Source organism: Devosia sp. MC532, assembly GCF_016461625.1.
In the GTDB taxonomy this organism is placed as follows: Bacteria; Pseudomonadota; Alphaproteobacteria; order Rhizobiales; family Devosiaceae; genus Devosia.
In genome coordinates this window covers 246386-260557 of the sequence record NZ_JAEMNZ010000001.1, presented here as the reverse complement: position 1 = coordinate 260557, position 14172 = coordinate 246386, and the positions used below count along the sequence as shown (strand labels likewise).

General features: G+C 56.3%; 12 protein-coding genes. 11 read left to right on the top strand and 1 reads right to left on the bottom strand.

The window, feature by feature from the left end; translation table 11 throughout:
* The first annotated feature begins 102 nt into the window (after positions 1-102).
* The 6 genes from JHC09_RS01185 to JHC09_RS01160 all read left to right on the top strand — a co-directional run bounded on the left by JHC09_RS01185 (position 103) and on the right by JHC09_RS01160 (position 6726).
* Positions 103-1338, top strand: a complete 1236-nt coding sequence (locus tag JHC09_RS01185) for an extracellular solute-binding protein (RefSeq protein ID WP_199530488.1) — start codon at positions 103-105, stop codon at positions 1336-1338.
* A 126-nt stretch (positions 1339-1464) separates the two neighbouring features.
* Positions 1465-2397, top strand: coding sequence for a sugar ABC transporter permease (locus JHC09_RS01180; protein ID WP_169193994.1), 933 nt, complete (start codon positions 1465-1467; stop codon positions 2395-2397).
* Complete coding sequence (locus tag JHC09_RS01175; RefSeq protein WP_182395663.1) at positions 2394-3251, top strand: carbohydrate ABC transporter permease; 858 nt, start codon at positions 2394-2396, stop codon at positions 3249-3251. The genes JHC09_RS01180 and JHC09_RS01175 overlap by 4 nt, the downstream gene beginning before the upstream one ends.
* Before the next feature lie 3 nt (positions 3252-3254).
* A complete protein-coding gene (argH, locus tag JHC09_RS01170) occupies positions 3255-4763 on the top strand; it encodes an argininosuccinate lyase (RefSeq protein WP_199530487.1) in 1509 nt (502 codons plus the stop codon).
* Positions 4763-5830, top strand: coding sequence for a sn-glycerol-3-phosphate ABC transporter ATP-binding protein UgpC (ugpC, locus tag JHC09_RS01165; protein WP_199530486.1), 1068 nt, complete (start codon positions 4763-4765; stop codon positions 5828-5830). The genes argH and ugpC overlap by 1 nt, the downstream gene beginning before the upstream one ends.
* Positions 5827-6726 carry a sugar kinase gene (locus JHC09_RS01160; protein WP_199530485.1) on the top strand — a complete coding sequence of 300 codons (900 nt, stop codon included), beginning with the start codon at positions 5827-5829 and terminating at the stop codon, positions 6724-6726. Before ugpC ends, JHC09_RS01160 begins: the two co-directional genes overlap by 4 nt.
* Positions 6727-6847: 121 nt before the next feature.
* Here JHC09_RS01160 and JHC09_RS01155 read toward each other — a convergent pair whose 3' ends face one another.
* Entirely contained in the window at positions 6848-7573 is a 726-nt protein-coding gene (locus JHC09_RS01155) for a GntR family transcriptional regulator (RefSeq protein WP_199368487.1), read from the bottom strand.
* Positions 7574-7720: 147 nt separating this feature from the next.
* Between JHC09_RS01155 and JHC09_RS01150 the strand changes: the two genes are divergently transcribed.
* From JHC09_RS01150 to JHC09_RS01130, 5 genes are all read left to right on the top strand, one after another.
* The gene (locus JHC09_RS01150; RefSeq protein WP_199530484.1) at positions 7721-9295 is read left to right on the top strand and encodes an ABC transporter substrate-binding protein; all 1575 of its coding nucleotides are present in this window, start codon (positions 7721-7723) and stop codon (positions 9293-9295) included.
* Between the two features lie 99 nt (positions 9296-9394).
* Positions 9395-10360 (top strand): ABC transporter permease, encoded by a 966-nt coding sequence (locus tag JHC09_RS01145; RefSeq protein WP_169193989.1) that lies wholly within the window; start codon positions 9395-9397, stop codon positions 10358-10360.
* A gap of 1 nt (position 10361) precedes the next feature.
* The gene (locus tag JHC09_RS01140; RefSeq protein WP_199530483.1) at positions 10362-12365 is read left to right on the top strand and encodes a dipeptide/oligopeptide/nickel ABC transporter permease/ATP-binding protein; all 2004 of its coding nucleotides are present in this window, start codon (positions 10362-10364) and stop codon (positions 12363-12365) included.
* Entirely contained in the window at positions 12362-13174 is an 813-nt protein-coding gene (locus tag JHC09_RS01135) for a dipeptide/oligopeptide/nickel ABC transporter ATP-binding protein (protein ID WP_199530482.1), read from the top strand. Before JHC09_RS01140 ends, JHC09_RS01135 begins: the two co-directional genes overlap by 4 nt.
* A gap of 37 nt (positions 13175-13211) precedes the next feature.
* A complete protein-coding gene (locus tag JHC09_RS01130) occupies positions 13212-14135 on the top strand; it encodes a dihydrodipicolinate synthase family protein (RefSeq protein WP_199530481.1) in 924 nt (307 codons plus the stop codon).
* The last annotated feature ends 37 nt before the right edge of the window (positions 14136-14172 follow it).

Below are 14172 nucleotides of genomic sequence, written 5' to 3'. Positions count from 1 at the left end.
GCTTGGATTCTGGGGGACGTTGAAGGCAAGCTTGGAAGGGGACTTTCAGGTCACATGGAGAGCTGTCGCTTAGGCCGACGGTCGTATGGAGGATATATACCAATGCTTTTCAAAGCAAAAATGGCCGGTCTCGCCGCTGGCATCAGCATGTTGGCACTCGGCTCCGCCCAGGCCGTTGAAATCGAATACTGGCAGTATGTGTTCGATAGCCGTGTTCAGGCTATGGACAAGCTGATCGAGAATTTCGAGGCGGCTAACCCAGGCATTACCGTCAAGCAGACCACCTTCCCTTATGCCGATTACCAGACGCGCGTTGTCGCTGCTAAGGTTGCAGGGCAGGGTCCGGATGTTGTGCAGCTCTTCTACGGTTGGACCGATCAGTTCGTGAACGGTGGCCTCATTCAGCCACTTGATCCGGCTGTGTTCCCGCACGATGAGATTGAATCAGAATTTTTCCCAATCGTCTCTGCGATGAAGCGTGGCGAAGACTATTATGGTCTGCCGACGGCGGTGCGTTCGCTTGCACTGTTCTACAACAAGGCGCACTTCGCTGAAGCTGGCATCGAGCCTCCAAACAATCTGGAAGAGCTCGTCGCTGCCGCTAAGGCCACCACCAAGGTTGATGGTAGTGGCAACATCACGTCCGCTGGTATCACACTCGATATGGCAGGGCAGGATCACCATTGGTGGCGCGAAGTACTCGTTCGTCAGTTCGGCGGCGTCCCATATGATGCAGAAGGCAACGTCGCTTATAACGACGAAGCTGGCGCAGCAGCGATGAAGTTCTATACGGACCTGCAGACCGAGCAGAAGGTTGGCCTGGTTGGTTTCATGGATGAAGGCCAGGCAGCATTCCGTGCAGGCCTTGCTGCTATGACCATCGACGGTACGTTCCGCCTCGGTGCGTTCGCTGCCAACCCATTTGAATGGGGTGTTGTCGAGCTGCCAGCCGATGCAAACGGTATGCGTTCGAACTACTCGTCCTACTTTGCTAACGGCATCGGCGCGACTGCTCAGGGTGAAGAGCTCGAAGCTGCGCAGAAGTTCCTGCAGTACATTTCCTCGGAAGAGGCAATGAACATCTGGCTGGAAACGGTTGGCGAACTGCCAGCGCGTCGCGACGCTGCACTGACCGAAGCCAATCTTGCTGACCCAATCCGCGCGCCGTTCTTGAAGGGCCTTGAATACGCGCACACCACCCGCTTCTACGACGAAGCTGGTCAGCGTACGACGGCGATCGATGCGGTTAATCGTATTCTGCTCGAAGGTCAGTCGCCAGCCGACTCCGTTGCCGCTGCAGCTGCTGCAGAGCAGGCGATCATCAACGACAACCGCTAATCGTCGGGCTTAGAGCTCGCGATTATCTCCAAAAAATCGGTCCATCCCGGTCCTTGTGATCGGGGTGGTTCGTCAGGCGGTGTGGATCTGTGGCTCTAGCGCCCGGGTGCCCCACAAGGAGCAAACATGGCGTCAACGAACGCACTTCCACAGTCAGGACCGGTTCGGCTTTGGGACCGACTGACTATCGGCCAAAAGCGTGTGATCTGGGCTTGGGTGTTTCTCATCATCCCGATCGCCTTCTACGCAGGCATTCGATTTTATCCAACGTTTCAGGCGTTTTGGCTATCGCTGACCAATTGGGACCTCTTGCGTCCGGCCAAGTTTATCGGCTTTGCGAACTATCAAAAAATGTTCGCCGATCCAGCTTTCTGGAAAGTGTTCAACAACACCTTCCTCTATCTCATCATCGGTACGCCACTGAGTTTGGTGATCTCTTTCTTGATCGCCTACTACCTCGACCGCGTCCGCTTCATGCATGGTTTCATCCGTGCGCTCTATTTTCTGCCCTTCCTAACCACGGCTGCCGCTATGGGTTGGGTATGGCGCTGGTTCTATCAGCCGGTTCCAATCGGCGTGATTAACTCCGTTCTGAGCAGTGTTGGGATCCCGCAGCAGCCATTCCTGCGCTCGGTCGATCAAGCGCTGTTCTCAATTCTCATTCCAGCCATTTGGGCAGGATTGGGCTTCCAGATCATCATTTTCATGGCAGGTCTGCGGGCTATTCCATCGACCTTTTATGAGGCCGCGCGCATCGACGGCTTGGGCGATGGTGCTATCTTGCGCAAGATCACCATTCCGCTGCTGAAGCCGACCACTGTGTTCCTCGTCGTCTTCTCGTCCATCGGTTTCCTCCGCATCTTTGATCAGGTCTACAACATGACCACCAATGATCCGGGTGGTCCGCTGAACTCGACTAAGCCACTGGTGTTGATGATTTATCAGACCGCGTTCTCGTCCTACCAGATGGGCTATGCCGCTGCGCAGACAGTGGTGCTGTTCACCATCCTGCTCATCGTCTCTCTGCTCCAGCTCTATGTGCTGAGGGAAAAGAAATGACCGCTACAACCGTTTCCTCTGAATTGGCGGCCAACCGCCGCGATATTCGTCCCGGTCGTTACATTGCATGGACGCTGCTGTTCATCGGTGGGCTGATCATGATCACGCCATTGCTGTTCATGTTCTCGACCTCGCTCAAGACGTCGGGCCAAGTCTATGACCTCAAGCTGATCCCATCCGCACCGACCTTTGACAATTATTTGAAGGTTCTGCAAGATGGCCGCTTCCTGCAGTGGTTCATCAACTCGACTTTCATTGCTGTCGTTGTGACCGCGTCGAACGTCTTCTTCGACAGTCTGGTTGGCTACACGCTGGCGAAGTTCCAATTCCGTGGCCGCTACTTCATCTTCCTCGCCATTCTGTCGACCTTGATGATCCCGACCGAAATGTTGGTGATCCCGTGGTATTTGATGTCGAGCCAGCTGGGTTGGCTGAACTCGTATTGGGGGATCATGTTCCCAGGCCTGATGACGGCATTTGGCACCTTCTTGATGAAGCAGTTCTTTGAAGGCGTGCCGAACGACTTCCTCGAGGCGGCCCGCGTTGATGGGCTGAACGAATTCACCATCTGGTGGAAGATCGCTATGCCGATGGTGGTTCCTGCCATCTCTGCTCTGGCCATCTTCTCCTTCCTCGGCAACTGGACCGCCTTCTTCTGGCCGCTGATTGTGACGACCTCCAAGGAGCTCTACACATTGCCTGTGGGTATCTCTTCGTTCTCGGCGGAAGCTGCGATCCAGTGGGAGTTGATTATGACTGGCGCGGCGATCGGCACGATTCCGACGCTGCTCGTGTTCCTCGCGCTTCAGCGCTACATCGTTCGCGGTGTCATGCTGGCCGGTCTTAAGGGCTAAGCGATGACCGATCCACGTCTCACCGACACCTCGGTCTTCCCAGACCCAGTCTACAAAGAAACCGTACTTCGCCCCCTCTTTGATGGGGCGAAGGATCACCACGTCGAAGGTTTCCGCGCCATCGACCGTGCGCATTTGGTGATGCTGGTTGAAACCGGCATTCTCACAGAAGAGCAGGGAAGGGACATTGCTAAAGCGCTCGCTAGCATTGATGCCGAAATTGAACCATCGTCCCTTGTTTACACCGGTGAGGTAGAAGACTTCTTCTTCCTAATCGAACGCGAATTGAAAAAGCGCGTTGGCCCGGACCTTGGTGGGCGTCTGCACACCTCGCGGTCGCGCAACGACATCGACCACACGTTGTTCAAGCTCGGTATCCGCGAGCGGTTGAACGTGTTGCTCGAAAAGGCGCTTGCTCTGCATGCGGCGCTAATCGAAGCGGCAGAGCGGGAAAAGGCGACGCTGATAGTTGCCTATACTCATGGCCAGCCAGCGCAGCCAACCACTTTTGGTCACTACCTGTCTGCAGTCGTAGAGTTTGTTGGTCGTGACATCGAGCGGCTGTTCGAAGCGTACCGCATTCTCGATTACTCGCCGATGGGCGCGGCTGCGATCACGACCTCGGGGTTCCCGATTGATCGTCACCGCGTTGCCGACCTCTTGGGCTTCTCCGAGCCTTTGCAGAATTCTTATTCCTGCATTGCGGGCGTGGATTACATCACTTCGACCTACTCAGCCATTGAACTGATGTTCCTCCACCTTGGACGTGTCATTCAAGACTTCCAAGTGTGGACGAGCTTTGAGGTCGGGCAGATCTATGTGCCAAATAGCCTCGTGCAGATCTCCTCGATCATGCCGCAGAAGCGCAATCCGGTGCCGATTGAGCACTTGCGTCATCTTTCGAGCCAGACCGTTGGTCGCGCTCATGCCATGCTGACCGTGGTGCACAACACCCCGTTCACCGACATGAACGACAGCGAAGGGGAAACGCAGTCGATGGGCTATGGCGCTTTCGCCGGTGCCTATCGCGTGCTCGACCTGTTGGCCGCTCTGGTTGCACAAATCCGCATCAACCCTGATCGTGTGCGCGAAAATATCTCGCGCTCCTGCATCACGATCACCGAACTGGCGGACAGCCTGGTTCGGCGCGAGGGCTTGTCGTTCCGCGAAGGACACGAGATTGCGGCGGCAGTGGCCAAGTCGGTTGTCGCCAAAAAGGGCGATCTGGCCAAGGACGGCTACGCCTCATTCCGTGACGCCTTCTTGAACGCAACCCAGCGGGAAACGGCACTGAACGAAGCAAGCTTTGCTGAAATCGTCTCGCCAGAATATTTCGTCGCTGTGCGGACACGCTACGGCGGTCCGGCACCTGAGCCGCTGAACGCCGCCATTGCTGGCTACAAAATCAAAGCAGCAGAACTTGCTGCAAAACACGAAACAATCTTGCGCCGACAGGCTGACGCCGCGCGCACGCTCAATGAGCGATTCACCGCATTAAAGGGAGCAGTCTGATGGCCAGTATCGAACTTCAGGGCTTGATCAAGGCTTACGGCAAAACCCAAGCCGTTCACGGCATTGACCTTAAGATCGAAGACGGTGAATTCGTCGTCTTTGTCGGTCCGTCGGGTTGCGGTAAATCCACGACCCTGCGCATGATCGCAGGTCTGGAAGACATTTCCGGCGGTAAGCTGCTGATCGGAAATGAGGTCGTGAACCAGCGCGAGCCGAAGCAGCGCAATATCGCTATGGTGTTCCAGAACTATGCGATTTACCCGCATATGACGGTTGGCCAGAACATCGGTTTTGGGCTCTATACCTCAAAGCTCTCGAAGGCTGAGAAGCAGCAGCGCATCGAAGAAACGGGCAAGCTCTTGGGCCTGTCGCATCTGCTCGATCGCCGTCCTGCAGCTCTCTCTGGCGGTCAGCGTCAGCGCGTTGCTATCGGTCGCGCGATGGTGCGCGACCCTGTTGCGTTCCTTTTCGACGAGCCACTCTCGAACCTTGATGCGCAGTTGCGTTCGCAAATGCGTATGGAAATCAAAGCGCTACATCAGCGCCTTGGCACAACCATTGTTTACGTGACGCACGATCAGGTGGAAGCCATGACCATGGCCGACAAGATCGTGGTTATGCGTGATGGTCATATTCTGCAGGTCGGGTCGCCGACCGAGCTTTATGAGAACCCGCAGGATGTGTTCACCGCACGCTTTATCGGTAGTCCGTCAATGAACATGATCGATGGCCAACTGACAGCGTCGGACCTCAGCGTCGCCGGTGCCGCCATTTCCGGGATCACACTTCCCGGCCATGACGCCAAGGTGCTGGTTGGCATCCGTCCGCATGATCTTGTGGTCGGTGAAGGCGAGGGCAATGGTTTTGTCGCCAGCGGTCTGGTGGAGGCTGTCGAGCCGCTTGGTTCGGAAACTCTGGTGCACATTGGCCTGAATGGCAAAACCGTCATCGGTACGGCACCAGGCCGCGTTGTGCCTGCTGTGGGTTCGTCGGTGACAGTACGGGCAGAGCCTGGTTCGCTTTATCTCTTCGATGCCGTGACCGAAAAGGCTATTGGCCGCGCATGACATTGACTTCGAACAAAGCCGGGGCTGTTCTCAGCCTCGGCCGTATATATTGCGACATGGTGTTTCGCGGCCTCGACGGCATGCCGCAACTGGGGCGCGAAATCTTCGCTAATGAGTTCGCTTTAACCCCAGGTGGTGGTGCGCTGATCACGGCAGCTCATGTTGCCGCGCATGGTCGTCCCTCAGCGGTTGTGGCACGCTTTGGCACAGATCCGCTTTCACGTACGCTGGGCGGGGAGATCGAGACGCTTGGGCTGGATTTGCAGTTCCTCGATCGGCACGAAACGGCTGGTCCGCAGTTGACTGTGGTTATTGTCAATAGCGGTGATCGCGCCTTTCTCTCGCGTCGTGCGGGGTATGCACGCCCGGCAACCTTTGAGACCGCAATCGCCTGGGATCAGGCAGCGCATTTGCATATTGCCGAATATGCAACGCTTTACGAAATGCAGGATGCTGTCGCTCTGGCGAAGGCGCAGGGACTGACCGTGTCCCTTGACCCGAGTTGGGATGACACGCTCATCAAGGATCCATTTTTCTTTGAACGTACAAAGGATGTGGATCTGTTTTTGCCAAATTTGGAAGAAGCGCAGGCCCTGACCGGGGATACAGATCCGGCCGTGGCACTGGCTAAGCTGGCATCGCATTTCCCCGTTGTTGCACTCAAACTAGGGGGCGACGGGGCTATGCTGGCCTGCGAGGGTGAGGTGATCGCCCGCAGCAGTGCAAAGGTTGAGGTGGTCGATACGACCGGCGCTGGCGATGCCTTTAATGCCGGGTTTATCGACGCTTGGCTAAATGGCCAGCCGAAGGAGGCATGCCTTGAGGCGGCGATACTGGCGGGTACGCGTTCAGTACAAGCGTCTGGCGGTACGGGAAGCCTGCGCGCGGCGTCCTAAAATCTGATTGTCTGGCGTTCGGCTAGGTCGTTTGGCCTTCGATGCCGGGCAGTATGAAATCCCTTGGCGTCGCTATTCTTCGGGATAGCGACGCATTCACTTGCGCAACTGGGGCAGGGTACTACGACTTCGCCTGCTTCTGCAGCATGCGCACCAGAGGATCATAGTGCGCGATTACGGCATGGCGGTAGCCCTCATGGTCTCCGCGTTGTGCCGACCAATAGAGGTCGCTGTGCGCTTGCGCAGTTTGGCGCATGTCGTCTGGAAGGGCGAGATCAAGTTTCGGCAATACGGCCGTATGGATGTCCCAGAAAGCTGCGACGAGCTGAACGGCCAACGGATTGCCGACAGGTGACAGCATTTCAGAGTGGAAGAGCCTGTCGTCACTCAAAAAGGGTTCATTGTTATTGGAGCGCTCGACCATGTTCGTGACGAGCCGTTCGATGATCGGGTTCGCCTTGCCTTTGTGAGCGTCCACCACAGCGTCGGTGAATGCCAAGTCCAGCACGCGACGAAGTTCGATCACTTCACGAAGGGCCTCCAGATCGTCGCCGGGTGTTAGCGCGCCGCGAAACACCAGTGTCTCGACAAGCGGTGTCAGGCTCATATTCCCCACGACCGTGCCATGACCGTGCCTGACCTCCACGATGTCGAGTGTGGCCAAAGTGCGAATCGCCTCGCGCACCGATGAGCGGGAAACCCCCAGATCGTTACAAAGCTCGGCCTCGGTCGGGATAGCATCCCCCGGCCGCAAACCCCTTTGCATAATCAGGTGCTTGATCTGTTCGGCAGTGGTCGAGCGGCGCATCCGCAATGGGCTATTGGTGCTGTCAGTCGGTTCGCTCATTTTCCTACCATGCGTGTGTTTTCGCCGTAGCGTGCCGCGATATTCCGCGTATTTCGCTTGGATACAAGGCTTGCGTGCAGCCATACATTAGGATAGAAGACGTCAGACGTCAGACGTCAGACGTCTGATGTCAACTGGAGGGAATAAGTGACTTCGCGTTCTCAAGGGATTTCTCGCCGCGCTCTCTGCCTTGCTGCAGGTGCTTTCGCCTCAATGTCGCTGTTTGGCGCATCGGCCAGCTTTGCGCAGGTAAATACTGATAATATCGACCTCGATGCCACCATTCAGGCCGGTATCGCTTACGGTCTCTCTGGCACTTTCGATCCGCTCAATGCGTCGGGTGCGGTCACTGTGGCTGCCAACTGGCACACCATGGAAGGCTTGGTTGATCTCGACCCGGTCACCCGTCAGCCTTACGCTGCCCTGGCTGCAGAAATGCCGACCAGTGCTGATGGTATCGAGTACATCGTTAAGCTGCGTGAGGGCGCTGTTTTTCATGACGGCACCCCAGTAACTGCAGAAGACGTTGTCTTCTCGGCTCAACGTGTGCTGGATCCAAACTCGAACTCGCTGTTCCGTTCATTCGTAGCGTTCATCGATAAGGTGGAAGTCGTTGATGCAACGACTGTAAAGTTCACCAACAAGTACCCATTCTCGCTGTTCAACGAGCGTATCGGTTCGATTAAGATCGTTCCGAAGGCACTTGTTGAGGCGGATCCGGAAGCTTTCGGTAAGCTCCCGACTGGTACGGGTCCTTACAAGCTGATTTCGGCAGTGCCGGAAGCGGAAATTGTGTTTGAGCGTAACGAGGCTTACACCGGCAATCGTCCTGCGCTTGCAGCTGATATGGTCTGGAACCTTATTGCCGATCCTACTGCGCGTGTGAACGCTCTGTCGTCTGGCACAATTCAGGCGATGGAAGATGTTCCTTACATCGACGTTGACGCGGTAGCTGCGACTGCCGAGCTTGAAAAGGCTCAGTCCTTCGGTCTGCTCTTCGCGATGTTTGACACCACGAAGGCGCCGTTCAACGACGTTCGTGTTCGTCAGGCGTTTATGTATGCGATCGACATGGATAAGGTCATTGGCACTGGCATGCTCGACAACGCATCCGCTGCTAAGGGCTTCCTTCCAGAAACGCACCCGAACTTCCACGAAGCTTCGACGGTCTATTCGCTGAACCAAGAAAAGGCTAAGTCCCTTCTCGCTGAAGCGGGTGTTCCTTCGCTTGATATCACGCTGATGAGCACTGATCATGGTTGGGTGAAGGACGTTGCGCCAATCATCAAGGAAAGCCTTGATGCTGTTGGTATCAACACCACGCTCGACATCGGTCAGTCCGGCGGTCAGTACGTTAAGGTCGATGCTGGCGAAATGCAGGTCATGATCGCCCCTGGTGATCCATCTGTGTTCGGCAACGACCCAGACATTCTGATGCAGTGGTGGTTTGGCGACAACATCTGGCCAACCACGCGCTACCGTTGGGCTGAAAGCGAAGGCTACGCCGAGCTGACCCAGCTGCTTGCCGACGCACAGAAGCTGTCCGGTGAAGAGCAGACTGCAAAGTGGAACGAAGCCATGGATCTTCTTTCTGAAGAAGTCGTGCTCTATCCGCTGCTGCACCGCCAGCTGCCGACGGCTTGGAACCCAGACGAACTCGAGGGCTTTGCACCAGTTCCAACCACTGGTCTGTCCTTCCTCGATGTTGGCGTGAATAAGTAATAGCCAGTCGCGCACATTGCGCCATTCGCAAATACGGACCTCGGGTTATCCCGGGGTCTACTTCCCCGTCACGCTTACCCAGAAGAGAGCCAAGGCGGAATGCTAAACGTGCTCAATCTGATCGGTCGCCGCTTACTGCAATTGCCGATCATGATCCTAGGGATCACCTTCCTCGTCTTTTTCGTCATGTCCTTTTCGGGCGTAGATCCAGCGATCACCGCGCTGGGCGAGGGCGCATCGATGGAGGCGCGCGCTGCCTATCGGTTGCAGCATGGGCTCGATGAGCCGTTATTGTCCCGCTACATCGATTTCCTTTTCGGCATGATCCAGGGTGATCTGGGCACGTACTCTGCGCGCCAGTTGCCAGTGATTGACGAAGTTGCTCGCGCCTTTCCAATCACGCTGCAGCTGACCTTCCTTGGGTTGATAATTGCAGTCTTCTTCTCGCTATTGCTCGGTGTAATTGCTGCGATTTATCGCGATCGCTGGCCCGATCAGCTTATCCGTGTGTTCTCGATTGCGTCGCTGTCGACCCCCAGTTTCTGGCTTGCTGTTCTGCTTATTCAAGCGCTTGGGCACAAAGTCGGTTTGATTTCTCTCCTTCCGACATCTGGCCGATTGCCAGACATGTTTGACAATTTTGGTGGTTGGTTCCTCCGCATGTTGCTGCCTTCTGTGGCGCTTGCTGTGCCAGTTGTCGGCCAGTTGTCACGTGTTGTCCGTACAGCCGTGGTTGAAGAGCTCGACAAGGATTACGTCCGCACAGCGCTTGGGGCTGGCATTCCTCGACATGTCGTTGTCGGTCGCAATGTTCTGCGCAACGCGCTTATTACGCCGATCACCGTTTTGGGGCTCCGCATCGGCTATCTCATGGGCGGTGCCGTCATCATCGAGATCATCTTTAACATCAACGGCATGGGCATGCTGATCCTCAATGGTGTCAGCAATAATGAACCAAACTTGGTGCAGGGCGTGACCCTGACCGTGGCGGTCGCCTTCATCGTGATCAATGTCGTGGTCGATCTGCTTTACGTGCTGGTCAATCCGCGCATCCGGGATATCTGACGTGATCCGTACTGAAACCACCAAAAAGCTTTCTGTTCCGGGTTTAAGCCTGGCAGGCCTGAAGAACCTTCCGCTGACGTCCAAGATCGCGCTCGTTGTGCTGGCGCTCGTTGGCTTTGGCGCTGTTTTTGCGCCGCTTGTCTCGCCGTTTGATCCGCTCGCCACCGGGCTTACACGTGGCCCTGCCGGTCCGGACGCAACGCACTGGTTCGGTACTGACCGACAGGGACGCGATATCTTCTCTCGTCTTGCCTATGGCGCCCGCTATTCGCTGATTATCGGTATTGCTGCGACCTTCGTCGCGCTCATTGCAGCCTCTGTCTTGGGCGCAATAGCTGCAACCGCAAGTAAGCTCGTTTCCGAGACGCTTATGCGTGTCCTCGACATGGTCATGTCGTTCCCGGGCATTGCTCTGGCAGTTGTATTCGTCACGGTGTTTGGCCAGAACCTCCCTGTCTTGGTCTTCACCATTGCCTTCCTCTATGTGCCGCAGGTGACCCGTGTCATTCGTGCAAACATCATCGGCCAATATGGCGATGACTATGTTGCTGCTGTGCGCGTTATGGGGGCCTCTACACCGCACATTCTAATCAAGCACGTCGCTCGAAATTGCTTGGCACCAGTGTTGGTTTTCGCAACCATCCTTGTTGCCGATGCGATTGTGTTTGAAGCTTCGCTCTCATTTATTCAGGCTGGAGTTCCTGACCCGGAGCCAAGTTGGGGTAATGTGATGGCCGCCGGGCGTCAGCTCGTCATGTCCGGCAGTTGGTGGTCGACTTTCTTCCCCGGCATGATGATTACGATTACAGTTTTGGCGCTCAACATTCTTGCCGAAGGCATGACGGACGCCATGGCGGCACCTCGTGCTCGCGCAGCGATCAACCAGAGCCAAGTTGCCGCCGCGATCGATCAGCTCACTGCGCCCAAGGCCCAGGGTAATGAGGCGGTAGCGGGTGACGCGGTCGTCTCTCTCGAGGATCGTCTTGCCGAACTCCGTCGCATTGAGTTGGCCCGAACGGATCGCCTCGTGGGTGACGACGGCAAGGCTCCACTTCTCGAAGTTAAGAACCTTTCGATAGCCTTCCCGAGACACGGCAATGTCAACGTCGTGGACGAGATCTCCTTCTCGGTTCGTCCGGGAGAGACCGTTGCGCTCGTTGGCGAAAGTGGTTGCGGCAAGTCCATCACGTCGCTCGCGGTTATGGGTCTTCTTGATCCGAGGGCGAAAATCACGGGCGAGATTCTGTTTGAAGGTAAGAACCTTCTCACCATGACCGAGAAGGAGCGCAATGCTCTGCGCGGTAAGGGCATTGCCATGATTTATCAGGACGCGCTGTCGTCGCTGAACCCGGCTATGTTGATCCGCAGCCAGATGGCGCAGCTCACCTCGCGTGGCGGGACCCGCACGGCTGAAGACCTGCTCACTATGGTTGGTCTTGAGCCTCAGCGTATCCTCAATTCGTATCCGCATGAGCTTTCGGGTGGACAGCGGCAACGCGTACTTATCGCGATGGCGCTTACCCGCAATCCGCGCTTGGTCATCGCCGACGAGCCGACTACGGCACTCGACGTGACCGTACAGAAGCAAGTGGTTGAGCTGCTCAATCGTCTGCGCGAAGAACTCGGCTTTGCAATGCTCTTCGTGTCTCACGATCTGGCCTTGGTTGCTGAAATCTCCCACCGCATTTCGGTGATGTATGCTGGCCAGATGGTTGAGCAGGGTAAAACCCGTGAGGTTCTGACTCAGCCGGTGCACGAATACACCCGTGGCTTGCTTGGTGCTGTTCTCAGCATCGAAGCGGGTGCTTCCCGACTTCACCAGGTGAAGGGCACAGTACCTTCTCCGCGTGAATTCCCGGAAGGCGATCGTTTCGCACCACGGTCATCGGACCCTGAGCGCAATGCGGGTGTGCATCGCGTCTTCCGCCAAATACCAAACACGCAGCATTTTTATGCAGCTCATCCCGATGACGCCTTGGTTCAACCTTTGGAGCAAAACGCATGAGCACGGTTGCATCCGAAAAGGGCGAGGCCCTAATTGAACTGCGCAACGTCTGCGTCGACTTCCGTATCCGGTCGTCCATTCTGAAGCCGGTTTCGCTTCGTGCACTCGATACTATTTCCCTTGCGGTTCATCGCGGCCGCACCTTGGGTGTAGTGGGCGAATCTGGTTCAGGAAAATCGACCGCGGCGAAAGTGCTGATTGGTCTTCTGGCACCGAGTTCGGGTCAGATTTTCTTTGGCGGCGAAGAGGTCAAAAAGTTCGACGCGAAGACGCGCAAGCGTATTGGTCGGGTGGTATCGGTTGTGTTCCAAGATCCGGCTACCGCACTCAATTCGCGAATGCTTGTCCGCGATGCGCTGGTTGATCCATTGCAGGTTCACGGCATTGGCGACGACAACTCGCGTCAACGTCGTGTGTCTGAACTCGTTTCCCTTGTGGGTTTGCCGCAGTCAGTTCTCGACGCAATTCCGGCTCAACTCTCTGGCGGGCAACGCCAGCGTGTTGCGATTGCTCGCGCTCTCGCACTGGAGCCTCAGGTGATTGTTGCCGATGAGCCGACGTCGGCACTGGACGTTTCGGTTCGGGCGCAGATTCTCAATCTTCTCCAGGACCTCAAGCGCGAGCTTAATTTGGGGATGGTTTTCATCTCCCACGACATTCAGACCGTACGCCACATCTCGAACGATATTGCCGTGATGAACCGCGGCAAGGTCATCGAATATGGTCCGGGCGCGCAGGTGCTCGGTTCTCCGTCCCAAAACTACACCCGTACTTTGCTCGCGGCAGCGCCAAGCCTGCTGCACGTTTAGTCGGATCCTCCTTAACCTCCTGACCCTTGGTCCTCTCATGTCTAAGCACGTTTATCACGGCATCGTTCCTCCAGTCGTCACACCGCTCAATGCGGACGGCACCGTCAATTTTGACGATCTCACCAACCTCGTTGAGTACCTGATTACCTCCGGCGTGCACGGCCTATTCGCCCTCGGCTCGACGGGCCAGGTCTGTTATCTGTCTGAGGAAGACCGCGTCGCGATCGTTCGCCACATCGCCAAAGTGAACGCTGGTCGCGTTCCGATTATCGCTGGCGCGATGGAAGTCTCCCCGCAGACCGTCATTCGCACCGCCAATAAGATGATTGAAGCCGGCGCAGACTCCATCGTGACCACCGCGCCGATGTACACCATCAACGATGAAGCTGAAGTGGCCGACCACTTCCGCATCATCAAGGCGGGTATTTCGGTTCCACTGTTCGCCTACGACATTCCGGTGCGCGTTCACAAAAAGCTGTCGCCTAAGCTGCTCGTTCAGCTCGGTAAGGAAGGCGTCATTGCTGGCGTGAAGGACTCCTCGGGCGACGACGTGTCGTTCCGTCGCCTCATTGCCTACAACGAAGCTGCCGGTAAGCCATTGGTACTGTTCACCGGTCACGAAATGGTTGTTGATGCCATGGCTCTTATCGGTGCCGATGGTGCCGTTCCTGGCGCTGCGAACTATGAAGCAGCGGCGTATGTCCGTTTGTGGGACGCAGCGAAGGCTGGTGACTACGCCACTGCCGTCAAGGAACAGAAGTTCATCAACGATCTTTTCGAAGTCGTTTTTGTACCGGCTGGTCGCTCGGGTGACGCTACCGGTGTTGGCGCGTTCAAGGTCGTTATGGCCGCACGCGGCATTATTTCGTCGGCAACGATGACCGCGCCTCTGAAGGGTTTGGATGCGGAAACTACTGCTAAGATTGAAAAGATCGCCCGCGATCTCGGCGTGATCAGTTAATCTGAATACTGTTCCCGGCGGCGACACATTCTCGCGT